The sequence below is a fragment of the Methylosinus sp. PW1 genome (assembly GCF_000745215.1).
In the GTDB taxonomy this organism is placed as follows: Bacteria; Pseudomonadota; Alphaproteobacteria; order Rhizobiales; family Beijerinckiaceae; genus Methylosinus.
The window spans coordinates 48,764-74,082 of the sequence record NZ_JQNK01000009.1 but is presented as its reverse complement, the minus strand read 5'-3'; the positions used below and the strand labels follow the sequence as shown (position 1 = coordinate 74,082).

Sequence of the window (25,319 nt, the reverse complement as noted above, 5' to 3'; positions counted from 1 at the left end):
TCTCGCTTGCCTCACAGCTCGCAGCGCATCGTCAGCGCCGCCTGACGCTCGCCATTGGGCCGCTGATAATAATTCTCGCGCCGGCCGATCGTCTTGAAGCCCAGCTTCTCATAGACTTTCAGCGCCGCGGCATTGTCCTCGCCTACCTCGAGGAAGACGAGGCGCGCCCCGCCGCGCTCGAGATTGCCGAGATGCGCCGCGAGCAGCGCCCTTCCGAGTCCGGCGCCGCGGCGGGCGGGATCGACCGCGAAGGTCAGAATCTCGGCGTCCGGCGGCAGCAGCCGGGACAGCGCCATGCCGCCCACCTCGTCCTTCAGCAGCCGCTCGTTCATCGCGCCGTCGGCCAGCACTGTGCGGTCGGTCAAAAGGCTCTCGAAATCGATCTTCGACCAGGGGAAGGCGAAGGAGCCCGCGTGAATCTTGGCGCAATCATAGGCGTGATCGGCGCCGATTGGGCGGATCACATAATGGGGCTTTGGAAAGAAGGTCGAAAACAAGCTCATGACGCTGGAGCTCATGCGCCCGCCGGGGCGTCTTGCAGCGGTCGCTCTTGCGGCTTGGCGTCCGGGGCCTTCAAATAGAGCGGACGCGCCGGCGCGGTCGCCGGATCGGCGACGAGGCCGAGCCGGGCCACAAAGGCGATATCGGGCGCCGGCGCGCGGCTGGCGACCTCCGCCTCGAGGCCGGCGAGGCGGGCCTCCTCGGCCAGCAGCGGCGCGCCGGAGCCGATCAGCCGCAGCGGGCCGGAGCCGAGCGCGCGCAGCGCCTCGTGGGCGCCGACGCGGCGCGGCGAGAGCAGTGTGCGGCCGTCCGGCCCATAGGCGGTCACATAGACTTGGCCATGGCGCGCGTCGATCGCCGCCGCCACCACGCCGTCATAGGGCAGCAGAACATAAGGCGCCGCCAACGCCGCCAGAGTGGAGACGCCGACGATGGGCGCCTTCACGGCGAGGGCGATGGCCTGTCCGGCCGCGAGACCGATTCGGATGCCGGTGAAGGAGCCCGGCCCGACCGTGACCGCCACCCGACCGATGGAGCCGAAGCCGCCGCCCGCCGCGGCGACGACGCGCTCGATGAGCGGCAGCAATTCCTCGGCGTGGCCGCGCTCCATCGGCGCCGTCTCGACGGCGAGCGGATCGGCGGCGCCCAGATCGAGCACACAGGCGGAGACGGCGGGGAGCGCCGTGTCGATGGCGAGGATTCTCATTGCCGGCGGATTATGACGGGTTTCGCGCGGCTTTCAAAGCGGCCTCTCAAACCTGCTGCACCGACGTGACCTGGGGCACGAAATGGCGCAACATATTTTCTATGCCGTTCTTGAGCGTCGCAGTGGAGGAGGGGCAGCCGGAGCAGGACCCCTTCATCGCCACATAGACGGTTCCGTCGCGAAAGCCGCGGAAGGTGATGTCGCCGCCGTCATTGGCGACCGCCGGACGCACGCGCGTCACGATCAGCTCCTTGATCTGCGCCACCGTCTCTGCGTCGGCGGGGTCGAAGAATTCCGCCGGGGCGGTCTCGGCGCCCTCGATGACGATCGGCTGGCCGGAACTGAAATGCTCCATGATCGTGCCGAGAATGGCCGGCTTCAGATGCGCCCATTCGGCGTCGGTCTTGGTGACGGAGACGAAATCGGGGCCGAACATCACTGCCTCCACTCCGTCGATGGAGAGCAGCGCGCCGGCGAGCGGCGAGGCGGCGGCGGCTTCCGGCGTGCGGAACTCGCGCGCGCCCTCGGCGAGGACCGGGCGGCCGGGCAGGAACTTCAGCGTGGAGGGATTGGGCGTGGATTCGGTCTGAATGAACATTGGTCTTCTCCGCGGCGTCCGGTTCAAGGCCGGCGTGGCGATGTTTGCGGAGCTTATGTAGCACGTAATCCGCCGCGCCGCAGCAATCGCCTCAACCGCCGCGACGGCCGGCGCGGGCGTGGGCGCGCAAAATATCGAGCAGTGTCGCGGCATGGTCCGAGCGCCGCGCGCGCGCTTCGCCGATGGGCTCGAAATCGGAGAGGTCGGGAACGAATTTGCTGGAGCCTTTGAACATCAGCAGGCCCGTGGCCGTGACCACAATGTCGCCGCGCCGCAATGTGGGGTCGTCGAGATGCGCGTCCTCGCGTTCCGCGCGACTGACGGCCATGCGGTCGAGATCGGCGACCATGAGCGATGCGAAAGCGTCATAGCGCTGGCGCGCTTCGGCGATCTGCTGCAGCCATTGCGCGCGCGCGTCATCATCGGCGCGCGGGACCTCTTGCGCTCGGGCTCCGTGCAGAGTCGCGGCCGTGATGCATGCGAGGAAGATGCGTCTCGTCGTCGCCATGGCGTGCGGAAAAGCCGCGGCGCGCGGCGCTGCATGAATAATGATCGAACATGCGTTCGTGATTCGCACCTGCGCGTTTCCCGAGTACGTGCATTCCCCAGTTTGTCAATCTCTGTAGCGCCCGAATAATGATTATAGCGCGGGTCACGCCGATCGAAAGTCGGCGCATGGGTCGAGCACAGAGCTTTTTCGCGGTTGGTTATTCCGAGGTTCTTGATGATGATCTGTCCGCCGCCACGCGATGCGCAACGATGCTTCGCGTTTCCTGCGCCGGCGCGCGAATGCGCCGCCTTTTTCTCTCGAGACGAGCGATGCACATGGTCCAGCCGCCGCTGACGAGTCCGCTCGTCGACGATATGTCTCGGCGGATGTGCTCTATTCCGCAGGAGAGGACGAGTCGAGACGCCACGATCCATATCGTCGACGATGACGACGCCGTTCGTGATTCTCTCAGCCTTCTGCTGTCGACGGACGGCTTTCGGGTCCGCCCGCATGAGAGCGCCAGCCATCTTCTGGCGTCGGTGGAGCCGGGCGACACCGGCTGCGTGGTGACGGATGCGCGCATGCCGGAGATGACCGGCATAGAGCTGCTGGAGGCGATGAAGGCGCGGCGCTTGTCCTTGCCGGTCGTCGTCATCACCGCTTACGCCGATGTGACGCTCGCCGTGCAGGCGATGAAGCAGGGCGCTTTCGACTTTCTGGAGAAGCCCTTCGACAATGAGGCGCTGATCGCCTGCGTGCGTCTCGCGCTCGCCTATGAGCGCGAGGAGCAGTTCCGCGCCGCGGAGACGCAGACCATAGAGGCGCGGCTGCAGACTCTCACCGCGCGCGAGAGCGAGGTGCTCGAGCGCCTGCTGCACGGCATGCCGAACAAGGTCATCGGCCGCGAGCTCGGCATCAGCGTCCGCACGGTGGAGGTCCACCGCGCCAATGTGATGCTGAAGATGAACGCCGGCAGCCTCTCCGAGCTGGTGCGCATGTCGCTCGCCGCCGAGCAGGCGCGCGGCAAGGGCTGACGAGCCGGCGCGCTGTCGCGTCTCACGCTCTTCTCATCAGGACGCTCCTGACCTCCGGAGCGTCCTTTTTGTTAACCATAGGCTGTAGCGAACGGGTCACAGCTGCGCGATAAAGAGCCGGCGCGGCGCGTCGGGCCTTGTCTTCGCCAAAGAGACGGGGTCATTTGGGCGCGCGGCGAAGCTTCGGGAGCGGCTCGGAGCATTGGTCGGGGGCGGCGTGGTTTTGAAGACGCTTCGTATTTTCGGGCTTGTGTCGGTTTCGGCGGCCCTGCTTTCGGGCTGCAGCCTGCTTCCGGGCAGCGGCCCTTCGGGCGATGCGGTGATGACCGCGGGCGTGCCGAGCGAATCGCAGCCGGAGACGGCTTTCGCCCTCGTCGAGATCGACGGCCAGGTGGTGGCGGCGCTGGCCAAGCATGGCGCGCCCGGCCTGCGCGGCTCCTTCGGCGATTATCGTCCGCCGGCCTCTCAGCCGATCGGCGTCGGCGACACGCTGCAGATCACTCTTTGGGAGGCGGCCGCGGGCGGCCTGTTCTCCTCGCCGGCGACGGATCGAACCAGTCCGGGCTCGCGCTCGGCGGCGATTCCCGATCAGACGGTCGGGCGCGACGGCTCGGTGACGGTTCCCTACGCCGGGCGCATACAGGTCGCCGGCCGCACCCAGCAGGAGGTGGAGGCGGTCATCATCGAGCGGCTGCGCGGCAAGGCGATCGAGCCGCAGGCGCTGGTCAATGTGTCGCGCAACATCAGCAATACGGCGACGGTGACGGGCGAGGTGACGCAGGGCGCGCGCGTGCCGCTGACGCTGCGCGGCGACCGCGTGATGGACGTCATCGCCCAGGCCGGCGGCTTTCGCTCGCCGGTGCACGAGACCTTCGTCAGCCTGACGCGCGGCGACCGCACAGCGCGCGCGCCGATCCAGGCGCTGCTCGCCAATCCGCGCGAGAATATTTTCGTGCGTCCGGGCGATGTGCTGACGGTGGAGCGCACGCCGCAGACCTTCACGGTCGCCGGCGCGACCGGCGCCAACGCCGTCGTGCCTTTCGACGCGCGGGGAATCACTCTGGAGGAGGCGATCGGCAAGGCCGGCGGCCTCTCCGATCAGCGCGCCGATCCGAGCGGCTTGTTCGTGCTGCGTTACGAGCCGACGGCGGTGATCGCCGATTACCCGACCGTGTCGCCGCTGCTGGCCTCGCAACGGCTGATTCCGGTCGCCTATCATCTCGACATGCGCAATCCGGCGTCGCTGTTCACGGCGCGGCGATTCGCGATGCGGGACAAGGATATATTGTATGTGTCCAATGCGCCTGTGACCGAGATCGCCAAGGCGTTCCAGCTCGTCTCCATGCTGACGCAGCCGGCGATTCAGGGTGCGGCGGTCGGCGCTGCGGTGAAGTGACCACTTATGCGCGAAGCCATTACTGGACCGTCCGAAATTCGGCTGGAGGCGCGGTGATAGCGATTGACGCGAAGGCCCGCCGCGGGCAAGCTGACGGTTGAGGATATTGCGGTGCAATAAGACGCGCGGCCCCGGGTGAGACTGTGTCACCGGCGCTCTGGGCTGCGAGGGCGGGCTTGGTTTTCGAGGGGGTTTCTTGGCGAACCGATTGAACACGAGCCTTTTGGCGATCGGCGAGCGGCGCGTGCTGCAGGCGCTGGCGCCGCGGCTCCCCGCCTGGACCACGCCGGATCATCTGACGGCGGCTGGGCTGGTCGGCGCGGCGATGACGGCGGCGGGCTTCGCGCTCAGCCATTGGTCGGCCGGCTTCCTCGCATTGGTGGTGGCGGGCCTGTTCCTGAACTGGTTCGGCGATTCGCTCGACGGAACGCTGGCTCGTTATCGCGGGATCGAGCGTCCGCGCTACGGCTTCCTGCTCGATCATTCGAGCGATCTGATCGCGCAGAGCCTGATCGTCGTGGGGCTCGGCGTCTCGCCCTATTTCACGCTTCCCTCGGCGCTGTTCGTGCTGTCGCTCTATCTGCTGATGAGCTCCTACACCTATCTGCGCGTGGCGACGGCGGGCGTGCATCGCCTGTCCTATGGCGGCATGGGCGCGACCGAGTTCCGCATTCTGGTCGCGGCCTGGAGCCTCTTCGCCTGCTGGCTCGGCCCGCAGGTGGTGGAGGCGCGGCTGTGGCGCTTCTCCATTCTCGACGTGACGATCGGAACGATGTCGGCCATCGCCTTCGCGCTCTTCGTTCTGATGGTGCGTCAGGATCTGTCGCGGATGGACCGCGACGACGAGCATGAATCGGCGACCATCCACCGCCTGCCGACGCGCCGCTCCGCGGCCGAGCCGGCTCCGGCCGAGCCCGCGCGCGAGCTTCCCGGCGTCTCGGCCGGCTAACGGCGACGGAACAGGACGGCAGGCTCGGTTTTGACGGCGCATCGGATTTTCCAAGGTGGCGATATTTGCCGGGGTGACGACCTGCGGCGCGAGCGCGAGCTTGCCGCCGGACTTGCTTTGGCGGGCGCGCGCCCCAAATGCCTCGTGAGAGCGGCGCCTCCGGCGCCGGCGCAACGGAGCCTGTCGACGTTTTGGCCATGACGAGCGACATGCGTGATATCGCCCTCGTCACCGGGGCGAGCGGATTCATCGGAGGGGCCGTCGCCGCCCTGCTGCACGAGCAGGGCTTTCGCGTGCGCGCTTTCGTCCGGCCGACGAGCCCGCGCGCCAATCTCCGCTCGCAATACGAGATTTTCGAAGGCGATGTGACCGAGCGCGAGAGCCTGCGCGCCGCGCTCACGGGCGTGCGCTATCTCTTCCATGTCGCCGCCGACTATCGCCTCTGGGCGCCCGATCCCCGCGTCGTCATGCGCACCAATCTCGAGGGGACGCGCATCGTCATGGAGGAGGCTCTGCGCGCCGGCGTCGAGCGAATTGTCCATACGAGCAGCGTCGCGACGCTCGCGCCCGACGCCTCCGGCCTCTGCGACGAGACGCGTCGGCTCGAGGCCTGCGACCGGCTCGGCGCCTATAAGCGCAGCAAGCTCCTCTCGGAGCGGCTGGTCGAGGATATGGTGGAGCGGCTGCAGCTGCCGGCCATTATCGTGAATCCCTCCGCGCCGCTCGGCCCCGGCGACGTCCGCCCGACGCCGACCGGCCGCATCGTCCTCGAGGCGATGCGCGGCAATATGCCGGCCTATGTCGACACCGGCCTCGCCGTGGTGCATGTGGCGGATGTCGCCGCCGGCCATCTCGCGGCTCTGCGCCAGGGCCGAATTGGCGAGCGCTATATTCTCGGCGGCGAGAATGTGGAGCTCTCCGAGCTGCTCGCCGAGGTGGCGACTCTCATCGGCGGCCGTCCTCCGCGCGTGCGGCTGCCGCGCTGGCCGCTGCTGCCGCTCGCTCACGCCAATGAGGCGTTGGCGCGCCTCACCGGCCGCGAGCCTTTCCTCAATGTCGAGAGCCTGCGCCTTTCGGCGACGACCATGTTCTTCGACGATTCCAAGGCGCGCCGCGAGCTCGGCTATCGTTCGCGCCCCTATCGGCAGGCCCTCGCCGACGCGGTGGAATGGTTCGGCGCGCGCGCCGCCGAGACGCGCGAGGCGCCGTCCGGCGCCCGCCGCGCGCCGGGTGGAGCGCCCGGCGAATAGGCGCTTGCGCGCGGCCGCGCGACGGGGCAATTCTCCGCGCGTGACAGTTTTCATGACGAGCGTCGGATGATCATCGATCGGCGTCCGCCCGAGCGCGGCGCGGGACGGCGCCTGCTGTTCCTCATGCGCCTCGCCGCATCGGCGGCGGCGCTCTCATTTCCCGAGGCGGCTTTCGCTCAGGCGGCTCCCGGCTTCAATCTCTGCGTGCAGCCGGGCGCGCCCCCTTGCGTCTTCATGCCCGGCCGGCCGGCCGAAGCCTGCGGGGCCGAGGTCCAGGCCTATATCGCCTCCGTCTTCCATTATCGCGAATGTCTCGCCAAGGAGAGCGAGCGCGTGATTCGCGAATCGAACGACATCATCGACCATTGGCGATGCCGCGAGCGCGGCGAGCGATGCCGCCAATGAAGCGGCCCGTGGTCTATGACGTCACGCGACTCGTCACGCGCGCGCTCAATCCGACGCCCAATGGCATAGATCGGGTCGATTTCGCTCTGGCGCGGCATTTTCTCGCCGCCGGCGACAGCGTTGCGCTGGCCACTGCGGCGCCGGGGCCACGGCTCGCCACTGCGAAAGAGGCGCTGCAGACACTCACCGACATAGAGACCTATTGGAACGAGTTTCTCGATCCGCGCGAGGACGCGGCGTTCGAGCGGCTCGTCGCGACGCTCGGCGAGGCGCCTTCCACCCAGCTCGGCGCGGCGCGGATTCGGCGGCGCGGATGGGGCGTCGTCCCGGAAAATTGGCGCGCTATGCGCCGCTGGGCCTTTCGCCTTGGTCGCCCGCCCTCCGAGGCGCCGAGGGACGCCATCTATGTGAACGCCAGCCAGTTCCCGGTCGACAAGAATTGGCATTTGCGCTGGCTCGAGTCACGGCCGGACGTGAAGCCTGTGTTCTTCGTGCATGATCTGCTGCCGCTCGAGGCGCCGGAGCTTTTTCGCCCGGCGGAGCGCGACAAGCATCGCGCCGCCATGGGCAATATCTCCCGGCTCGCGGCGGGGGTCGTCGTCGGCTCGCAGACGGTCGGGCGCCGCGTCGCCGATTTCGCACGCGGGCAGGGCAGGGACGATCTGCCGATCTGCCTCGCCGGCCTGCCGGTCGCGCCCACCTTCGAAACAAAGACGGCCGTCGATTCGCGTCTCGCCGACAAGACCTATTTCGTGCTCTGCGGGACGATCGAGCCGCGCAAGAATCACATGCTGCTGCTCAATGTCTGGCGCGAGCTCGCCGAGCACGAGGGGGATGCGACGCCCAAGCTCGTCCTCGTCGGCAAGCGCGGCTGGCACAATGAGAATGTGCTCGACATGCTGGAGCGCTGCACGGCGCTGCGGCCGCATGTGATCGAAGTCTCCGGCCTGTCGACGCCGGCGATGCGGCGGCTGCTGGCCGGCGCGCGGGCTGCGCTCGCACCCTCTTTCGCGGAAGGATTCGGACTGCCCATCGCCGAGGCAGCGGCCTGCGGCGCGCCGATCATCGCCTCCGACATAGAGATTTTTCGCGAGATCGCCGACGATACGCTCGATTATATCGATCCGCTCGACGGTCTCGGCTGGCGCGACGCCATTCTCGACTATAGCGCCCACGATTCCCCGCGCCGCGCCGCGGCCTCGCGTCGAATCATGGGGTTCCCACGCCGCGACGCCGCTTCTTTTTTCGAGACGATCGACGAATTCCTCCGCGCTTTGTGACCGCCGCCGCTCCTACGGCGCAGCGCGCCTTGCCGGAGCGGCGGCGGTTTCCTATTAAGGTCGAACAAAGGCCCACCAGCGAAAGAGAGGCGTCGATGACGGACCCTTCGAGCCCGCCGAAATGGAAGCGGGTCGTCGTCAAGCTCTCGGGCGAGGCGCTGATGGGCGACGCCCCGCATGGCCTGCACGCGCCGACATTGGAGCGCATCGCCAAGGATCTCGCCGCTTCCGCCGCTCTCGGCGCGCAGATCGCGGTCGTCGTCGGCGGCGGCAATTTCTTTCGCGGCATTCAAGGCGCCGACAAGGGCATAGAGCGCGCTCGCGCCGATTCGATCGGCATGCTGGCGACGGTGATGAACGGGCTCGCGCTCGAGCAGGCGATAGAGGCGCAGGGCCGCCAGGCGCGCGCGCTCTCGGCCGTGCCCATGCCCTCGCTCTGCGAATCCTATTCGCGGCGGGCGGCGCTGCATCATCTCGACAAGGGCCGCGTCGTCATCGCCGCCGGCGGCACCGGCCTGCCTTTCTTCACCACCGACACGCCCGCCGTGGTGCGCGCCGCGGAGCTTTCGGCCGACGCCGTGCTGAAGGCGACTCAGGTCGATGGCGTCTATACCGCCGATCCCAAGCGCGACCCTTCGGCGCGGCGCTATGAGCAGCTGACCCATGACGAAGCCATCGCGAAAAGCCTCGCCGTGATGGACACCGCCGCCTTCGCTCTTGCTCGCGAGAACAAGATTCCCATAATCGTCTTCTCCATCGCCGAGGCGGGCGCGATCCGCGCGGTGCTGGAAGGACGAGGGCGGGCCACCGATGTCGTTCCTTAGAGGACGACGCCCTCGGAATGCGGCGGCGATTTCCGCCTCGGCGGATTATGTTCTATGAAACGCTCCGACCCCTGAGCCGGCGCGGCCCGCTCGTTCGAACCGACAGACTTCACGAATAGGCAAAGTTTCCTATGGCTCAGACTTTCGATCTGCCCGAACTGAAACGCCGCATGCAGGGCGCGCTGGCGACGCTCAAGCACGAGCTCGGCGGGCTTCGCACCGGACGCGCCTCCGCGAGCCTGCTGGAGCCGATCCACGTCGAGGCCTATGGCCAGGCGACGCCGCTCAACCAGGTGGCCACGATCAGCGTGCCGGAGTCGCGCATGCTGGCCGTGCAGGTGTGGGACAAGGGCCTCGTCGGCGCCGTCGACAAGGCGATTCGCGATTCCAATCTCGGGCTCTCGCCGACCATCGAGGGTCAGGTGCTGCGCATTCGCACGCCCGAGCTCAATGAGCAGCGCCGCAAGGAGCTGGTGAAGGTCGCGCACAAATATGCCGAGGACGCGCGGGTCGCGGTGCGCCACGTTCGACGCGATGGCATCGACATATTGAAGAAGCTTCTGAAAGATCACGCTCTTCCCGAGGACGACTCCAAACGTCACGAGGCCGAGGTGCAAAAGGCGACCGACGAGTCGGTGCGCGAGATCGACGCCATGCTCGCGCAAAAAGAAAAAGAGATCATGCAGGTTTGATTTGTCTTTTCGATTTTCACGAGACGCCGGCCGATCCGGTCCGAGCTCTCGAGTAGGCGCGGAACAAAAAAATGGGAGATGGTGGGATATTGGAGCTGGGAGCGCCGGCCTTGGCGCCGAGATCCGCGCCGCGTCATGTCGCTTTGATCATGGACGGCAACGGTCGCTGGGCGGCCGCGCGAGGCCTGCCGCGATTCGAGGGTCATAGGCGTGGCGTCGACGCCCTGCGCAAGACAGTGCGCGCGGCGATCGAGCTCGGAGTGGATTATCTGACGGTCTATTCCTTCTCTGTGGAAAATTGGTCGCGTCCGCCCGAGGAGGTGCAGAGCCTGCTCGCGCTGCTGCATCGATTCATCCGTAACGACCTCGCAGAGCTGCAGGGCAATAATGTCCGCGTGAAGGTGATCGGCGCGCGCGAGGATCTCGCGGCCGAGATCGCTGCGCTCTTGCGCGAGGCCGAGCAGACGACCGCCGCCAACACCGGCCTCACCCTCGTCGTCGCCTTCAACTATGGCGCGCGGCAGGAGATCGCCGCGGCGGCGCGCGCTCTCGCCGAGGAGGTCGCCGCCGGCCGGCTGCGCCCGCAGGACATAGACGCCGAGGCGATCGCCCGGCGCCTCGACACGGCGGACATGCCCGATCCTGACCTCATCATCCGCACCAGCGGCGAGCAGCGCCTGTCCAATTTCATGCTGTGGCAGGCCGCCTATGCGGAATTGCTGTTCGTGCCCGTCCATTGGCCGGACTTCAGCCGGGCGGATTTCGAGGCGGCGATCGACGAATATGCGCAGCGCGATCGGCGTTTCGGGGGCCTCGCGCCGGTCGACTGCAGAGCGAAGACCGCTTCATGAGCGAGTCTTCCGAGCCGCCCGCCGCCAAAGCCGGCGCGAAGGGCGGGCAATTCTCCGATCTCGGCCCCCGCATCGGCTCGGCGGCGGCGCTGATCGTGACCGCGGTGGTCGCGCTCTATGTCGGCGGCGACGCCTTCGCGCTGTTCTGGCTGCTCGCCGGCTTCGCCGTCTCCTGGGAGTGGCAGAGCATCGTCGGCGGCAAGATGGCGCTCGCGCGCTTCGCGCTCGGCGGCGCCTCTCTCGCCGGAGCGACGGCTTTCGCCGCCCATGGCAACGGCCCGGCCGCGCTCGCCTCGCTCGTCTTCTTTTCGGCGATTCTCTCGATGCTGGCGGGGCCGGGGCGCAGGCTGTGGGCTCCGGCCGGGCTGCTCTACGCCGGCTCGCTGATCGTTTCCACCAATGTGCTGCGCCATTCGTCCGATTATGGCGCGCTCTCCATCGCCTGGCTGTTCGCCGTGGTCTGGGGCACGGATGTGATGGCCTATTTCGGCGGCCGCCTGATCGGCGGGCCGAAGCTGTGGCCGCGCGTCTCGCCCGGCAAGACTTGGTCGGGATCGCTGGTCGGCGTCGCCAGCGGCGCGCTGGCGGGCGTCGGCGTCGTCTATCTCAGCCGCTGGAGCGCGGCGGCGACCCTGCCTTTGTTTTTCGTCGGCATTGTCGCGGCGGCGCTGGCGCAGGCGGGAGATCTCTTCGAATCCTGGATCAAGCGCCGTTTCGGCGTGAAGGATTCGAGCCGGCTCATCCCCGGCCATGGCGGCGTGATGGATCGCGTCGACGGCTTCATCTTCGCCAGCGCCTTCGTGGCCTTGCTCGGCGGTTTGCGCGGTCAGGAGTCCCTGGCCGCCGGCATTTTCATCTGGTAGGCGGCGTCACATGGCGACAGGGACAGGATCTGATCAGCTCGGGACGGGATCGCGCGGCCGGCCGCCGAAGCGAATCGCGCTGCTCGGCGCGACCGGGTCGATCGGGCGCTCCACCGTCGATCTGCTGATGCGCGACCCGGAAGGCTATTCCGTTGCGGCGATCGCGGGCGGGCGCGACCATGCCGCTTTGGCGCGGACCGCGCTGGCGTTGAAGGCGGAATTCGTCGCCATTCGCGACGAGGACGCCTATGCGTCGCTGAAGGAGGCGCTTTCCGGCACCAATATTCAAGTCGCGGCCGGACGCGAGGCCGTGATCGAGGCCGCGACGCGCGAGGCCGATCTCGTCGTGTCGGCCATCGTCGGCGCCGCCGGAGTCGAGCCGACCCATGCGGCGCTCACGCTCGGCCGCGTCGTCGCCCTCGCCAATAAGGAGTGCCTCGTTTGCGCCGGCGCGCCCTTCATGCGCACGGCGCATGAGCGAAAGGCGCGGCTGCTGCCCATCGACAGCGAGCATAACGCCATTTTCCAGGCGCTCGGCGGCGAGGACGTCTCGCGAATCGAGAAAATGACCATAACCGCCTCGGGCGGCCCGTTCCGCACCTGGAGCCGGGAGGCGATCGAGGCCGCGACGGTGGAGCAGGCGCTCAACCATCCCAATTGGGCGATGGGGCCGAAGAACACGATCGATTCGGCCAGCCTGATGAACAAGGGCCTCGAGCTGATCGAGGCGCATCATATTTTCGCCGTGCCGGCGGAAAAGCTCGACGTCATCGTGCATCCGCAATCCATCGTGCATGGGCTCGTCAGCTTTTCCGACGGCTCGGTCACGGCCGGGCTCGCCCGCCCGGACATGCGCGTGCCGATCGCCCATTGCCTCGCCTATCCCGAGCGAATCGAGACGCCGGCGCCGCGGCTCGATCTCATCGCGCTCGGCGCGCTCACTTTCGAGAAGCCGGATCTAGAGCGTTTTCCAGCGCTCGGCCTCGCGCTCGACGCACTGCGCGAGGGCGGGGGCCTGCCCACAGTGCTCAACGCCGCCAATGAGATCGCTGTCGAGGCGTTCCTCTCCGGCCGCATCGGCTTCTCCGGAATCGCCCGCGAGGTCGAGAAGGCGCTGGAGGCCGCGCTCAAGGACGGCACGGCGCGTGAGCCGGCCACCGTTGAGGACGCCCTCGATATTGACCATATTGTGAGAGAAAGATCGCGCGGCGCCTTGGCGATGAACCAGGCTTCGGGCATGTTAACGCTTCAGTAACCAAGAGAGCGAGGCCGCGTGGCGGACTCTTGGTGCGTAGCGTTTGCCAGGAGTATCGCTTTGCTGGACTTGCTCATGACGATCCTCATCTATGTCGTCCCCTTCGTCTTTGTGCTGACGATGGTGGTCTTCTTCCACGAGCTCGGCCATTTCCTCGTCGGCCGCTGGTGCGGGGTCAAGATCGACGCTTTCTCGATCGGCTTCGGGCCAGAGCTCTGGGCCTTCCATGATCGCTATGGCACGCGCTGGCGCGTGGCGGCGATTCCGCTCGGCGGCTATGTGAAGTTCCACGGCGACGCCAATGGCGCCAGCGTGCCCGATCCGGAGCGCATCGAAGCCATGCCGGAGGAGGAGCGCAAGGTCACTTTCTTCGGCCAGCCGGTATGGAAGCGCGCCGCGATCGTGGTGGCCGGGCCGCTCGCCAATTTCTTGCTGGCGATCGTCATCTTCACCCTTCTCTACGCCTCCTTCGGCCGCAATGTGCTGCTGCCCAAGGTCGCCGCCGTGCAGGCGGGCGGCGCGGCCGAGCAGGCCGGCTTCCAGAAGGGCGATCTCGTCCTCACCATAGACGGCGAGCCGATCGACAGCTTCGGCAAGATGCAGGAGATCGTCTCCGCCTCCACCGGCAAGCCGCTCAGCATCGTCGTGCGCCGCGGCGGCGAGGATGTGCCGCTGCAGGCGACCCCGCAATTGCGGGAGATCGAGACCGCGCTCGGCAAGACCAAGATCGGCATGATCGGCCTGCAGGCGAGCTCGGACCCCGCCGACCTGCGCGAGGAGCGTTTCGGCGTCGGCCAGTCCTTCGTCCTCGCAGTCAATGAGACCTGGACGATCATCGGGCGCACCGCCTCCTATCTCGGCGGCCTCGTCGTCGGCCGCGAGGCGACCGACCAATTGTCCGGCCCGATCGGGATTGCGCAGGTCTCCGGCCAAATGGCCAAGGCGATCGACAAGGTGGGCGTCGGCCCGCTGTTCAATCTCATCGCGATCCTGTCGATCTCGATCGGCCTGCTCAATCTCGCGCCGGTGCCGCTCCTCGACGGCGGACATCTGCTCTTCTATCTGATCGAGGCGGCGCGCGGCCGCGCGCTGGCGGAACGTACGCAAGAATACGCGTTCCGAGTCGGGCTCGCCATGGTGTGCACCTTGATGGTGTTCTCCACCTATAATGACCTCGCCAGGTTGTTGCGCCGCTTCACCGGCGCAGGGGTCGACTGACCGGCTTCGTGTCTCGTCCTTTTCTCCCCACTGAAATTCGGGGCGAATTGGTCGAGACCAGCGGTTATGACCGCTTTTCGCCATCATTCTGGGCAGGATCGCCTCATGGGACTCGCGGCCTCACGCCGCGGGTTCCCGACGTTAACGCGACGCTGACCATAAAAAGCGGCTTCGCGGCGATGGGCCGGGCAAAACGGGAAAACTCGCGGCGTTCGGCATTTGCAGTAAACGGTAAACCTTGTAGAAGGTGAACATCGGATCGGACGGCGTGCGGTAGCGTGCGTGCGTTGTCCCAGTTCGTGAGCCGCGCCGCTTTCGGCGGGCGACGGCGCGACGAGGACTTAGGATTGACAATGCGGTCCATCGAGGCTTTTCGGAATCGTTCCTATCTCTTGGCAGCCGTGGTATCGGCGGTCCTCGGCTTCTCTCTTCCTTCCTTTGCTCAGGATATCGTCGTCGTCGGCAACGCCCGCGGCGATTCCGACGTGATCCGCTCCTATTTCTCCGGCACCAGCCCGGAGGAGGTCGAAAAGGGACTAGAGGCGCTGCGCAACAGCGGCCGCTTCGCCAATGTGAGCGCCACCCGCGAGAAGGGAAACGTGGTCATCCGTGTGTCGGAGACCAATCTCATCAATCGCGTCGTCTTCGAGGGCAACAGCAAGGTCAAGACCGACACGCTGACCTCGGAAGTGCGCACGCGCGCGCATGGCTCGTTCAATCAGGCCATCGTGCAGCAGGACATCGCGCGCCTGCTCGAGATCTACAAGCGCTCCGGCCGCGCCGCCGCCAAGATCACCTATCGCACCGTGCAACTGCCCAATGGCCGCATCGATGTGGTGTTCACGGTGGAGGAGGGCGACAAGACCGGCGTCAAGGAAATCAAGTTCGTCGGCAACACCGTCTTCTCGACCGGCCGTCTCGTCGATCTGATGGAAACGACGGAGATGAACTTCCTGTCGTTCATCAAGACGAGCGACGTCTATGATCCCGACCGCATCGCCTCCGATCTCGAATTGGTGCGCCGCTTCTATCTGAAGAACGGCTACGCCGATTTCCATGTCGTCAGCTCCGACGCCGTGTTCGATCCCGCCCAGGGCGGCTATGTCATCACGGTCGTCGTGGAGGAGGGGCCGCAGTATCGTGTCTCCAATGTCGACGTCGAATCGCATCTGCCCGATATCGATCCGGCCTCTCTGCAGCCGTATCTGCGTCTTTCCGCCGGCGACGTCTATAATGGCGACGCGGTGGAGAAGACGGTCGAATCGCTGACCCGCGAGATCGCCAAGAAGGGCTACGCCTTCTCGCAGGCGCGCCCACGCGGCGAACGCAATCCCGCCGCTCAGACGGTGGCGATCCGCTTCGTCGTCGACGAGGGTCCGCGCGTCTATATCGAGCGCATCAATATTCGCGGCAACACGCGCACGCGCGATTACGTCATTCGCCGCGAGTTCGAGATCGGCGAGGGCGACGCCTATAATCGCGTGCTGATCGATCGCGCCGAACGTCGTCTCAACGGCCTCGGCTTCTTCAAGAAGGTCCGCGTCACCAACGAGCCGGGCTCGGCTGCCGATCGCGTCGTCGTCAATGTGGACGTCGAGGATCAGGCGACCGGCAATTTCGGCGTGTCGGGCGGCTATTCGACGACGGAAGGCTTCATCGGCGAAGTTTCCGTGTCGGAGAGCAACTTCCTCGGCCGCGGCCAGGCGACGCGCCTCTCGGTGCAGGCCGGCCAGCGCGCCCGCGGCGTGTCCTTCAGCTTCACCGAGCCCTACTTCCTCGACCAGCGCTTCTCGGCGGGCTTCGATCTCTTCGCGAAGAAGTCGGACGCTTATAATTACTCCTATTATTCGACCACCTCGATCGGCGGCACGCTGCGCTTCGGCATTCCGATCACCGAGGAGATCAGCCTCTCGCCGCGCTATTCGATCTACAACACGACGATCTCCATCCCCAACGACAGCAATCGTCCCTACAACGACTGTCAGACGCCGCTGCCGGGATATACGCCGGGCTTCGGCTATATCTTCGCGCCGACGCCGGCCGATCTCAGCGTGCTGTATAATTGTCAGTCCAATGGCGAGGCCTCGCTGGCCATCAAGGAGTCGCAGGGCTCCCGCCTCACCTCGCTCGTCGGCTACACGCTGTCGTACAATTCGCTCGATAATTTCCGCAATCCGAAGAACGGCATCCATTCGCAGCTGTCGCAGGATATCGCCGGCCTCGGCGGAAACAGCCGCTACGTGCGCACGACCGGCGACCTCCGCTACTTCCACGAGATTCCTTTCGTGGACGATGTGGTCGGCATCGCGCGCGTGCAGGGCGGCAATATGTTCGCGCTCGGCGACTATCAGTTCCGGGTGATGGACAATTTCAACCTCGGCCCGACGCTGGTGCGCGGCTTTGCGCCGGGCGGCCTCGGCCCACGCGACATTTCCAACTGGACCAGCTCGCGCGGCAACTCGCTCGGCGGCTCCAATTACATCGGCGGATCGCTCGAGGTGCAGTTCCCGATCTGGGGCCTGCCGAAGGACATCGGTCTGCGCGGCGCGCTCTTCGCCGACGCCGGCACGCTCTGGGGCTATAAGGGCGCCACCAACTTCAGCAACAAGCTCTATGGCGTCACTCTGCCCTGCGTCTATCCCTATTCGGCGCCGACCTTCGGCCAGGGCACCTGTATCGTCGTCTCGGGCGACGCCGCGCAGATTCGCTCCTCGGTCGGCGCTTCGGCGCTGTGGCAATCGCCGCTCGGGCCGATCCGCTTCGACTATGCGGTGGTGCTGTCCAAGGCCTATGGCGACATCACGCAGCGCTTCCGCTTCTCCGGCGGCACCAATTTCTGAGCGCGTCGCGCTGGCGCGCGACCGACACAGCGACTAGAATTTGCGATCCCCGAGCGGCGAGACCCGCCTCTCGGGGATTGTTTTCGTCGAGGGCGCCGGATGGCCTCGGGCCGACCGGCGTTCTCTGTTGCGTTTTTCGTCCCGGCCGCGGCCGGGCGCGACGGGGAGGAGCGGGGCATGGGCGCCGCTGGTTTTTTCCGCCTCGACCGGCCGCTGACGCCGGCGGAGGTCGCCGAGATCGCGGGCGCGCGCCTTCACGAGGCCGGATCGGGTGTGCAGGAAATCATCGTCGGCGTCGCGCCGCTCGATCTGGCGCGTCCGGGCGAGCTCGCCTTCTATGACCGTCGACGTTATGCGCAGGCTCTTCGCCTCTGCCGCGCCACCGCCTGCCTGCTGCGCGCGCGCGATCTCGATTCGCTGCCGAGCGGCGTCATTCCGCTGGTGACGCCCGAGCCCCACAAGGCCATGGCGAGGGTGATGGCGCGGCTGTTTCCCGATTCGCTGCGGCCGCAGTCGCTATTTTCCGCGAGCGGCGTCTCGCCCGGCGCGATCATCCACCCGACGGCGCGGCTGGAGCCGGGCGTCTTAGTCGATCCCGGCGCCGTCGTCGGGCCGCGCGCGGAGATCGGCTCGGGCAGCGTCATCGGCCCGCAAGCCGTGATCGGCCCGGATGTCCGCATCGGGCGCGACTGCTCCATCGGCGCCAATGTCAGCGTGATTTGCGCGCTCATCGGCGACCGCGTCATCCTTCATTCTGGCGCGCGGCTCGGTCAGGATGGCTTTGGCTTCGCGCTTTCGCCGGAGGGTCATGTGAAGGCGCCGCAGATCGGCCGCGTCATCGTTCAGGACGATGTCGAGATCGGCGCCAATACGACGATCGACCGCGGCGCGACGCGCGACACCATCATCGGGGAAGGGACCAAGATCGACAATCTGGTCCAGATCGGCCACAACGTGGTGATCGGCCGCGGCTGCGTCATCGTCGCGCAATCAGGACTCGCCGGCTCTTGTGAGCTCGGCGACTTCGTCGCTCTGGGCGGCCAATCGGCGGTCGGCGGCCATATCACCATCGGCGAGGGCGCGCAGATCGCCGCCAAATCCGGCGTGACCCGCGATGTGCCGGCCGGCGCGCGCTGGAGCGGCGCGCCGGCGCGCCCGGTGCGGCGCCATTTGCGCGGCGAGCTTCTGCTCGATCGTCAATCCCGCCGTGAGGCGAGGTAAAACCGGCGCCGGACGCCGGAGGAATGAGAGACGGGCCGGCGGGAGAGAGACGCCCGGACCCGGAGGGGAGAAAAGAAAATGAACGAAGAAACAACGGCCGATGCGCCGGAAACCCTCGGCGTCCATCAGATTTTGGAGCTGCTGCCGCATCGTTATCCGTTTCTGCTCGTCGATCGCATCATCGATATTCGCGGCGACGAGAGCGGCGTCGGGCTGAAGAACGTCACCTTCAACGAGCCGCAGTTTCAGGGCCATTTCCCCGAAAATCCGGTGTTTCCGGGCGTGCTGATGGTGGAGGCCATGGCGCAGACGGCGGGCGCCATCGCCGCTCACATGCTGCCGAAGGGCTCGAATCGCAAGGTCTTCTTCACGACGATCGACAAGGCGAAATTCCGCCGTCCGGTGACGCCGGGCGATCGTCTCGAGTTTCATGTCGTCAAAAAGGCCCGCAGACGCGATATTTATTGGTACGCTTGCCGGGCGCTGGTCGATGGCGCGCTGGTCTGCGAGGCGGAGCTGAGCGTGATGATCGGCGCCTGAGCGCCGCCGCATCGCCCGGAAGGGCCTCATGACATCGAGCGCGCGCATCCATCCTTCCGCTGTCGTCGAGGTCGGCGCGCGCCTCGGCGAGGGCGTCGTCATCGGGCCATTCTGCCATATCGGCGCCGAGGTCGAGCTCGGCGCCGGGGCGCGCCTCCTCTCGCATGTGGTTCTGGCGGGGCGCACGCGCATTGGCCCGGATGCGGAAATCCACCCTTTCGCAGCGCTCGGCGCCGCGGCGCAGGATTTGAAATCCCGCGGCCTGCCGGGGGCGCTCGTCATCGGCCGCGGCTGCCTCGCGCGCGAGGGCGTCACCATCAACGTCGGAACGCCGGCGGGCGGCGGCGAGACGCGCATCGGCGACGATTGCGCCTTTCTCGCCTATTCCCATGTCGGCCATGACTGTGTGATCGGCGATGGCGTGGTGCTCTCCAATAATGTGCTGCTCGGCGGCCATGTCCGCATCGGCGATCATGCGGCGATAGGCGGCGCGACGGTCGTGCATCAGCGCGTGCGCATCGGCGCGCATAGCTTCGTCGCCGGCCTCTCGGGCCTCGAGGGCGATCTCATTCCCTTCGGCCTCGCGGGCGGCAATCGCGCGCATTTGTTCGGCCTCAATCTCGTCGGCCTGCGCCGGCGCGGCTTTTCCGACGCGCGCCTCGCTGTTTTGCGCGACGCGTTTCGTTGCTTGTTCCCGCAGGAGACGGGCGTGGAGGTGCTAGCCGAGCGAGTCGAAACCGTCGCTCGGGATTTTGCCGGCGCCGAGGACGTGGAGGCGTTGATCGCCTTTCTGCGCGCCGAGCGGGAGCGGCCGCTCTGCGCGCCGCGCCCGGCGCGGGGCTAGGGCGGTGGCGAGGCCCAGCCATGTGTTTCTCATCGCGGGGGAGGCCTCCGGCGATCTCCTCGGCGCGCTGCTGATGCGCGCGCTGCGCGTCGAGCGGCCGGATATTCGCTTTTCCGGCGTCGGCGGCGAGGCGATGGCGCGCGAAGGGCTCGCGAGCCTGTTTCCCCTTGGCGATATCGCCGTGATGGGCCTCGTTCCCGTGCTGCGCCTCCTGCCGCGGCTGCTGGAGCGCATAGACCGAACGGCGCGGGCGATCGTGGAGACGCAGCCCGATTGCCTCGTGCTCATTGATGCGCCGGACTTCACGCATCGCGTCGCGCGGCGGGTGCGGCGCGCGCGGCCGGAACTGCCGATCCTCGATTATGTGAGCCCGACCGTCTGGGCCTGGCGGCCGGGACGGGCGCGGGCGATGCGCGCCTATATCGACGAGGTGCTGGCCGTGCTGCCCTTCGAGCCCGCGGCGCATCTACGGCTCGGCGGCCCGGCCTGCGTCCATGTCGGCCATCCGCTGCTCGATTGCCTCGACGCGCTGACGCCATCCGCCGCCGAGCTGGCGGCGCGCGAGGAGGGGACGCCGCTGCTGCTCGTCCTCCCGGGCTCGCGCCGCGCCGAGGTGGCGCGGCTCATGCCGGCTTTCGGAGAGACATTGGCGACGCTCGCCGCGCGATGCGGGCCGTTGGATGTGGCCCTCCCTGTCGTGCCCCATGTCGCCGAAGACATTGAAGCGCGCCTCGCCGGCTGGCCGCTGCGGCCGCGGCTTCTCTCGCAAGAGGAGAAGCCGGCGGCTTTCCGCCGGGCGCGTGCGGCGCTGGTCGCCTCGGGCGCGGCGACCTTGGAGCTGGCGCTCGCCGGAGTTCCCATGGTCGTCGCCTATAAGGTCGCGCCGATCGAATGGCCGCTGCGCGCGCTCATCAGCGTCGACAGCATCGTGCTGCCCAATCTGGTGCTCGGCGAGCGGCTCATTCCCGAATTTCTGCAGCAACGCGCGGAGCCCATGGCGCTCGCGGCGGCGCTGGAGCCGCTCCTGCGCGGCGGCGGCGAGCGCGCGGTGCAATCGAGCGGCCTCGCGCGTGTGCGCGATCGCATGCTGGCGGATGGACGCAGCCCGAGCGCGCGCGCCGCCGAGCGCGTGCTGGCATGGATGGATGGACGGGCGCACGCCTGATGCGCAAATAAATAGGGGAGGCCGCGCTTCCGGACGCGTGACCTCCCCGCAATATGTAAAACGTATCGACCAGCAACAACGCTCGAGCATTAGCTCCGCTCCGCCGCCGCTGCATCCCCCATTTGGGATAGATCGCGCAAAGTTTGCGAGCAGAGCCTCGTCGCAACCGTCTCGTCCTGCTCTTTCGGGAGCGAATAACGCGGTCTCGCTCTATTCTTGACGCTTTCCGCCGCTGTCGGCCAGCTCATTGGAAAAATATTCTCCGGTCGACTTGAACAAATGACAGGCGCTCTCGTCGAGACGGAAGGTGAAAGCGACGCAGGCGTCTTCTTCGCGACAGGCGGCCTCGCAGGCCTCGGGACCTTCGACGGAGGCCGTCTTATAGCCGGCGCCGGGGAAGGCCTTCGACGGGTAGCGCTCCATGGCGAGCGCGCCGGAGGGCGCGCGCGGAATGCGAATATCCTCGCGCAGGCCGCTGGTCATGCGCGGATTGAGCGCGAAAGCGACGGCCGCGGATTTGAGGCGGCAGGTGCGATTCCAGCGATCGAAGGCATAGGCCCGGCAATCGTCGCGGCCGCGGCAGGCGGCGACGCAGGCGGGCTGATCGAGCTTGCGCAGAGTGGCGAGCGTCGGCCCCGCGAGGTCGCGATTGTCGAAGCCGCGAAAGGCCGTCGGCTTTTGCTGGCCGATGACGGCGGGCGGAAGCCGCTCCGGCTCCTCCTCCGGCGCGAGCGCTGTCGTCGCCTCCGGCGCTGGCGTCTCGGCTCGCGGCGCGATCTGAGTCGCAGCGGCGATTGCCTCTTTCGCCGGCGGCTCGGACGGCGCTCCGGCGACAGGCGCCGGGCTGCTCGGCGTGAAGGGGGATATCTTGGCGCGCGCGAGTTCAGGATCGGCGGCGATCGCGCGCGCGATCACATAGGCCTTGTCTTCACGAAGCAGCGCCGCGAGCGCCTCCTCGCGCGCTCGGCTCGCCGCGAGATCGCCGAGCGTCGCGCGGGCGCGCGTCTCCAGCTCGCGCGCGGAAGCGTCGAGATGCGCGAGCGCCGCGCGCAGCTCGGGCGGCGCCGCCTCCGAACGCCGCGCCCATTGCCCGCCGCCGAGGAGGGCGGCGAAAAGGACGAGCGCTGTGACGATGAGGGCGCGTCCGCGGCGGCGCGGCGGCGGCGGCGCGGCTGCGATGGCGGCGGCCGTTTCCGCCGCTCGCTGCGCCGCGCGCCTCTGCGCCTCGGCGAGGCGCTCCTCCAACTGCTGAATATGTCGGGCGCCTTCGTCGAGACGCTGCTCCAGCTCCTGTGATCGCGTATCGGCTTCAGAGCTTTCGCTCGGCGGGCTCGGCGGCTCCAGCCGCCGAGCGCCCCGTTCCAGCCAGATCTCGAACAGTGTGGAGAGGTTCGGCTTGGGCGTGGAGATTCCGCGCCGCTCGCGATCGAGCCAGGCGTCGAAATCGCGGGCGAAAGCGGCGAGCACATTCTCGACCGTCGTCTGCTCGCGCGCGGCGCGCTGCTCGTAATGACGGCGCGCGTCGCGCAGCATCGTCGCGCATTCCTCGCGATATTGCGCCTCGACCTCGTCCCATGAACGTCGCGCGTCGGGAGCGCTCGCCTCGCGCCGCGCCACATCGTTCACAGCACCCATCGTCGTCTCCCGCTTCGTGCTCTCGGCCGCTGCGCGGTCGTTCGATCACGTTCGGTTTCTAATACGGATTTGCTGCGCTCGTCCAAATCATGCGCCGTCGTCGCGGCGGCGACGACGGAGTTCACGGGCGGTCCCTTGGGACACGGGGGATTTTGCCGCGCGCGGGGCGGGGGCGTTTCGCTCATGACGAATGATCCGATCGTGGCGAATCGCACGGGACGCGATTCGGCGATTCGCCGGGGCTGAAATCGATGATTGAAACGCAGCGACGAAAAGCACGCGCAGGGCGAAAAATGCTCGCGTGAATCGAGAGGCGAACGTCGCCATTGGCGGCGACGAACATGTCGATTTCGAGTCGCGCGCCCGCTCCCGTGCAACTTACGGAAAAGCCGGCGCCGGCGGCTCGAAGATCACGCGCGCAGGACGGCGCGGCCGGAGCGAATGGCGGAGACGATGCGAACGACGATCTCCGAGCCCGTGCGGCGGCTGCGCGCGTCGAATTCTGTCGCCGCCTCGGGCGTCAATATGTCGAGATAGGACTCGGCGACGCGCAGCTTCTCGCTCATCGTCGGATCGACATAGCCGAGCGCGAAAGAGCGCGCGGGCGTGCGCCCGGCGACGACGGTCGCATGATCGTCGGTGACGAGATGGCTCGCAGAGAGCGAGCCGCCGATCTCGCAGCGGCCGGCGCTCGAGCTGTTGAAGACCGCGCCTTCCGCGCGCAGATCGCCGCGCACGACCACCTCGGCGCCGCCGAGCGTGACCGTGCGCGCTCTGAGATTGCCGCGCGCCAGCACGAAGGCCGCCGAGCCGTCGAAGGAATTATCCATGAGATCGCCGTCGATCGTCATATCGCCATCGACGACGAGCCCTGCGATCTTGTCGCACCACATCCATTGATAGAGCTCTATGTCGCCGACATAGGCGAAATCGCCCGGGCAATAAGCGATGCGGAAAGTGGAGAGATCGAAGAGGCCGAGGCTGATCTCGCGATCGAAGCGCAGCTTCTGGCGCGCCTCCTCGAAAGAGAGCAATTCATAGGACCCCGTCTCGATCATTTCCGCCTCCCCGTTTGGTGAGGAGACAATGGCGAGAGCGGAGCCGGAAAGCTGTGCGTGAGCGCACAAGACGTTTCGGCCTTCGCATCCAGGACGCGAAGGCCGCAGAGTAGATGATATCAGCGCTTGGACATGGGCAGATAGTCGCGCTGCTTCTCGCCCGTGTAGAGCTGGCGCGGACGGCCGATCTTGGAGCCCGGATCCTCGATCATCTCCTTCCATTGTGCGATCCAGCCGACCGTGCGCGCCACAGCGAAGAGCACGGTGAACATGGTGGTCGGCAGGCCCATCGCCTTCAGCGTGATGCCGGAATAGAAGTCGATGTTCGGATAGAGCTTCTTCTCGATGAAATATTCGTCGTGCAGAGCGATGCGCTCCAGCTCGATCGCCACATCGAGGAGATCGTCCTTCACGCCGAGCTCGGCCAGCACCTCGCGCGTCGTGCGCTGCATGATCTTCGCGCGCGGGTCGTAGTTCTTGTAGACGCGATGGCCGAAGCCCATCAGGCGGAACGGGTCGTTCTTGTCCTTGGCCTTGGCGATATAGATCGGAATGCGGTCCGGCGTGCCGATCTCGGCGAGCATCTTCAGCACCGCCTCATTGGCGCCGCCATGCGCCGGTCCCCACAGCGAGGCGATGCCCGCCGCGACGCATGCGAAAGGATTGGCGCCGGACGATCCGGCGAGACGCACGGTGGAGGTGGAGGCGTTCTGCTCGTGATCGGCATGCAGCATGAAGAAGCGGTCGAGCGCCCGCGACATCACCGGATTGACCTTATATTCCTCGCAAGGAACGGCGAAGCACATGCGCAGGAAGTTCGACGTATAGTCGAGGTCGTTCTTCGGATAGACGAAGGGCTGGCCGATCGAATATTTATAGGCCATCGCCGCCAGCGTCGGCAGCTTGGCGATCATGCGCGTCGAGGCGACCATGCGCTCGACCGGATCGGCGATATTGGTCGAGTCGTGATAGAAGGCCGAGAGCGCGCCCACCGACGCCACCATAACCGCCATCGGATGCGCGTCGCGGCGGAAGCCCTGGAAGAAGCGCGCCATCTGCTCATGCACCATCGTATGGCGCGTGATGCGATAGTCGAAATCGGCCTTTTGCGTCGCTGTCGGCAATTCGCCATAGAGCAGCAGATAGCAGGTCTCGAGAAAGTCGCCGTGCTCGGCGAGCTGGTCGATCGGATAGCCGCGATAGAGGAGAATGCCCTCATCGCCGTCGATATAAGTGATTTTCGACTCGCAGCTCGCCGTGGAGGTGAAGCCCGGGTCGTAGGTGAACATGCCCGTATCGCCGTAGAGCTTGCGGATGTCGGCGACGCTGGGGCCGATCGTTCCCTCCATGATCGGCAGGCTCACGGTTTTCTCGCCGGTGTGAAAGGACGCTTCTTTTTTCGTCATGGCCCCACCTTCTCGCGTTATCCGTGCAGTTTCGCGGTGCTTCGGCGAAACGCCGCAGCATATTTTACGCCACGCCCGAGCCGCGCTTTCCCCGCGGCTCGATCTCGCCAGCTAAAATCGTTCGAGCGCAGGCGCTTTCGCGCCATGGGCCGCCGCGCCCGCTCGATCGAACGTAAATCGCTTTAAATTCAAACCCTCCTGCGAATGGCCGGCGGAATTGCGTCGGTCGCCGCGCCGTTGCGGCGCATGCGCAGCGGGCAGGGGGAGGCAATGCGGCGCAGCAGAGGACCTCTTTGTG

At 66.9% G+C, this 25,319-nt stretch carries 24 protein-coding genes; 17 read left to right on the top strand and 7 right to left on the bottom strand.

Annotated elements, in window-relative coordinates; genetic code table 11:
• Positions 1-11 precede the first annotated feature (11 nt).
• From K369_RS09695 to K369_RS09680, 4 genes are all read right to left on the bottom strand, one after another.
• On the bottom strand, positions 12-503 hold the full coding sequence (locus tag K369_RS09695; RefSeq protein ID WP_036294734.1) for a GNAT family N-acetyltransferase: 492 nt from the start codon (positions 501-503) through the stop codon (positions 12-14).
• 11 nt (positions 504-514) lie between these two features.
• Positions 515-1,207 carry a tRNA (adenosine(37)-N6)-threonylcarbamoyltransferase complex dimerization subunit type 1 TsaB gene (gene tsaB / locus K369_RS09690; protein ID WP_036290670.1) on the bottom strand — a complete coding sequence of 231 codons (693 nt, stop codon included), beginning with the start codon at positions 1,205-1,207 and terminating at the stop codon, positions 515-517.
• 46 nt (positions 1,208-1,253) lie between these two features.
• Entirely contained in the window at positions 1,254-1,805 is a 552-nt protein-coding gene (locus tag K369_RS09685) for a NifU family protein (protein WP_036290667.1), read from the bottom strand.
• 91 nt (positions 1,806-1,896) lie between these two features.
• A complete protein-coding gene (locus tag K369_RS09680; protein ID WP_156967835.1) occupies positions 1,897-2,313 on the bottom strand; it encodes a hypothetical protein in 417 nt (138 codons plus the stop codon).
• Between the two features lie 317 nt (positions 2,314-2,630).
• Here K369_RS09680 and fixJ point away from each other — a divergent pair, with 317 nt between their 5' ends.
• The 17 genes from fixJ (at position 2,631) to lpxB (ending at position 20,922) form a co-directional block, all read left to right on the top strand.
• On the top strand, positions 2,631-3,329 hold the full coding sequence (gene fixJ / locus K369_RS09675) for a response regulator FixJ (RefSeq protein WP_084570797.1): 699 nt from the start codon (positions 2,631-2,633) through the stop codon (positions 3,327-3,329).
• Positions 3,330-3,651: 322 nt separating this feature from the next.
• Positions 3,652-4,725 carry a polysaccharide biosynthesis/export family protein gene (locus K369_RS09670; protein WP_245278162.1) on the top strand — a complete coding sequence of 358 codons (1,074 nt, stop codon included), beginning with the start codon at positions 3,652-3,654 and terminating at the stop codon, positions 4,723-4,725.
• A 196-nt stretch (positions 4,726-4,921) separates the two neighbouring features.
• Positions 4,922-5,674: a CDP-alcohol phosphatidyltransferase family protein gene (locus tag K369_RS09665; protein ID WP_036290660.1), complete on the top strand. Its 753-nt coding sequence runs from the start codon at positions 4,922-4,924 to the stop codon at positions 5,672-5,674.
• Between the two features lie 209 nt (positions 5,675-5,883).
• Positions 5,884-6,924, top strand: a complete 1,041-nt coding sequence (gene hpnA, locus K369_RS09660; RefSeq protein WP_245278161.1) for a hopanoid-associated sugar epimerase — start codon at positions 5,884-5,886, stop codon at positions 6,922-6,924.
• Between the two features lie 66 nt (positions 6,925-6,990).
• Positions 6,991-7,329 (top strand): hypothetical protein, encoded by a 339-nt coding sequence (locus K369_RS09655; protein WP_036290656.1) that lies wholly within the window; start codon positions 6,991-6,993, stop codon positions 7,327-7,329.
• Entirely contained in the window at positions 7,326-8,609 is a 1,284-nt protein-coding gene (locus tag K369_RS09650) for a glycosyltransferase (protein WP_036290654.1), read from the top strand. Before K369_RS09655 ends, K369_RS09650 begins: the two co-directional genes overlap by 4 nt.
• 95 nt (positions 8,610-8,704) lie before the next feature.
• Complete coding sequence (pyrH, locus tag K369_RS09645) at positions 8,705-9,433, top strand: UMP kinase (protein ID WP_036290651.1); 729 nt, start codon at positions 8,705-8,707, stop codon at positions 9,431-9,433.
• A 131-nt stretch (positions 9,434-9,564) separates the two neighbouring features.
• Entirely contained in the window at positions 9,565-10,125 is a 561-nt protein-coding gene (gene frr / locus K369_RS09640; protein WP_036290647.1) for a ribosome recycling factor, read from the top strand.
• Between the two features lie 71 nt (positions 10,126-10,196).
• Complete coding sequence (locus tag K369_RS09635) at positions 10,197-10,976, top strand: isoprenyl transferase (RefSeq protein ID WP_036290645.1); 780 nt, start codon at positions 10,197-10,199, stop codon at positions 10,974-10,976.
• On the top strand, positions 10,973-11,839 hold the full coding sequence (locus K369_RS09630; protein WP_156967834.1) for a CDP-archaeol synthase: 867 nt from the start codon (positions 10,973-10,975) through the stop codon (positions 11,837-11,839). Before K369_RS09635 ends, K369_RS09630 begins: the two co-directional genes overlap by 4 nt.
• 10 nt (positions 11,840-11,849) lie before the next feature.
• Positions 11,850-13,094 (top strand): 1-deoxy-D-xylulose-5-phosphate reductoisomerase, encoded by a 1,245-nt coding sequence (gene dxr / locus K369_RS09625; RefSeq protein ID WP_051949188.1) that lies wholly within the window; start codon positions 11,850-11,852, stop codon positions 13,092-13,094.
• Between the two features lie 75 nt (positions 13,095-13,169).
• Complete coding sequence (gene rseP, locus K369_RS09620; protein ID WP_198033188.1) at positions 13,170-14,312, top strand: RIP metalloprotease RseP; 1,143 nt, start codon at positions 13,170-13,172, stop codon at positions 14,310-14,312.
• Positions 14,313-14,665: 353 nt separating this feature from the next.
• On the top strand, positions 14,666-17,152 hold the full coding sequence (gene bamA / locus K369_RS09615; RefSeq protein ID WP_036290639.1) for an outer membrane protein assembly factor BamA: 2,487 nt from the start codon (positions 14,666-14,668) through the stop codon (positions 17,150-17,152).
• A gap of 177 nt (positions 17,153-17,329) precedes the next feature.
• Positions 17,330-18,373: a UDP-3-O-(3-hydroxymyristoyl)glucosamine N-acyltransferase gene (gene lpxD, locus K369_RS09610; RefSeq protein WP_036294717.1), complete on the top strand. Its 1,044-nt coding sequence runs from the start codon at positions 17,330-17,332 to the stop codon at positions 18,371-18,373.
• Between the two features lie 78 nt (positions 18,374-18,451).
• The gene (gene fabZ, locus K369_RS09605) at positions 18,452-18,913 is read left to right on the top strand and encodes a 3-hydroxyacyl-ACP dehydratase FabZ (RefSeq protein ID WP_036290637.1); all 462 of its coding nucleotides are present in this window, start codon (positions 18,452-18,454) and stop codon (positions 18,911-18,913) included.
• A 28-nt stretch (positions 18,914-18,941) separates the two neighbouring features.
• Positions 18,942-19,757, top strand: a complete 816-nt coding sequence (gene lpxA, locus K369_RS09600) for an acyl-ACP--UDP-N-acetylglucosamine O-acyltransferase (RefSeq protein ID WP_036290635.1) — start codon at positions 18,942-18,944, stop codon at positions 19,755-19,757.
• Between the two features lie 4 nt (positions 19,758-19,761).
• Entirely contained in the window at positions 19,762-20,922 is a 1,161-nt protein-coding gene (lpxB, locus tag K369_RS09595; protein WP_036290632.1) for a lipid-A-disaccharide synthase, read from the top strand.
• Between the two features lie 210 nt (positions 20,923-21,132).
• Here the strand turns inward: lpxB and K369_RS09590 are convergent, their stop codons facing one another.
• The 3 genes from K369_RS09590 to K369_RS09580 form a co-directional block, all read right to left on the bottom strand.
• A complete protein-coding gene (locus K369_RS09590) occupies positions 21,133-22,557 on the bottom strand; it encodes a PAN domain-containing protein (protein ID WP_084570620.1) in 1,425 nt (474 codons plus the stop codon).
• Positions 22,558-22,967: 410 nt separating this feature from the next.
• A complete protein-coding gene (locus K369_RS09585; protein WP_036290628.1) occupies positions 22,968-23,615 on the bottom strand; it encodes a hypothetical protein in 648 nt (215 codons plus the stop codon).
• A gap of 119 nt (positions 23,616-23,734) precedes the next feature.
• Positions 23,735-25,021, bottom strand: a complete 1,287-nt coding sequence (locus K369_RS09580; protein ID WP_018265095.1) for a citrate synthase — start codon at positions 25,019-25,021, stop codon at positions 23,735-23,737.
• Between the last annotated feature and the right edge of the window lie 298 nt (positions 25,022-25,319).

Bases quoted from the DNA above. Each gene is read 5' to 3' on its own strand.
- K369_RS09695 (WP_036294734.1), bottom strand. From the start codon at position 503: ATGAGCTTGTTTTCGACCTTCTTTCCAAAGCCCCATTATGTGATCCGC.
- tsaB (WP_036290670.1), bottom strand. From the start codon at position 1,207: ATGAGAATCCTCGCCATCGACACGGCGCTCCCCGCCGTCTCCGCCTGT.
- K369_RS09685 (WP_036290667.1), bottom strand. From the start codon at position 1,805: ATGTTCATTCAGACCGAATCCACGCCCAATCCCTCCACGCTGAAGTTC.
- K369_RS09680 (WP_156967835.1), bottom strand. From the start codon at position 2,313: ATGGCGACGACGAGACGCATCTTCCTCGCATGCATCACGGCCGCGACT.
- fixJ (WP_084570797.1), top strand. From the start codon at position 2,631: ATGGTCCAGCCGCCGCTGACGAGTCCGCTCGTCGACGATATGTCTCGG.
- K369_RS09670 (WP_245278162.1), top strand. From the start codon at position 3,652: ATGACCGCGGGCGTGCCGAGCGAATCGCAGCCGGAGACGGCTTTCGCC.
- hpnA (WP_245278161.1), top strand. From the start codon at position 5,884: ATGCGTGATATCGCCCTCGTCACCGGGGCGAGCGGATTCATCGGAGGG.
- K369_RS09655 (WP_036290656.1), top strand. From the start codon at position 6,991: ATGATCATCGATCGGCGTCCGCCCGAGCGCGGCGCGGGACGGCGCCTG.
- K369_RS09650 (WP_036290654.1), top strand. From the start codon at position 7,326: ATGAAGCGGCCCGTGGTCTATGACGTCACGCGACTCGTCACGCGCGCG.
- pyrH (WP_036290651.1), top strand. From the start codon at position 8,705: ATGACGGACCCTTCGAGCCCGCCGAAATGGAAGCGGGTCGTCGTCAAG.
- frr (WP_036290647.1), top strand. From the start codon at position 9,565: ATGGCTCAGACTTTCGATCTGCCCGAACTGAAACGCCGCATGCAGGGC.
- K369_RS09635 (WP_036290645.1), top strand. From the start codon at position 10,197: ATGGGAGATGGTGGGATATTGGAGCTGGGAGCGCCGGCCTTGGCGCCG.
- K369_RS09630 (WP_156967834.1), top strand. From the start codon at position 10,973: ATGAGCGAGTCTTCCGAGCCGCCCGCCGCCAAAGCCGGCGCGAAGGGC.
- dxr (WP_051949188.1), top strand. From the start codon at position 11,850: ATGGCGACAGGGACAGGATCTGATCAGCTCGGGACGGGATCGCGCGGC.
- rseP (WP_198033188.1), top strand. From the start codon at position 13,170: ATGACGATCCTCATCTATGTCGTCCCCTTCGTCTTTGTGCTGACGATG.
- bamA (WP_036290639.1), top strand. From the start codon at position 14,666: ATGCGGTCCATCGAGGCTTTTCGGAATCGTTCCTATCTCTTGGCAGCC.
- lpxD (WP_036294717.1), top strand. From the start codon at position 17,330: ATGGGCGCCGCTGGTTTTTTCCGCCTCGACCGGCCGCTGACGCCGGCG.
- fabZ (WP_036290637.1), top strand. From the start codon at position 18,452: ATGAACGAAGAAACAACGGCCGATGCGCCGGAAACCCTCGGCGTCCAT.
- lpxA (WP_036290635.1), top strand. From the start codon at position 18,942: ATGACATCGAGCGCGCGCATCCATCCTTCCGCTGTCGTCGAGGTCGGC.
- K369_RS09590 (WP_084570620.1), bottom strand. From the start codon at position 22,557: ATGGGTGCTGTGAACGATGTGGCGCGGCGCGAGGCGAGCGCTCCCGAC.
- K369_RS09585 (WP_036290628.1), bottom strand. From the start codon at position 23,615: ATGATCGAGACGGGGTCCTATGAATTGCTCTCTTTCGAGGAGGCGCGC.
- K369_RS09580 (WP_018265095.1), bottom strand. From the start codon at position 25,021: ATGACGAAAAAAGAAGCGTCCTTTCACACCGGCGAGAAAACCGTGAGC.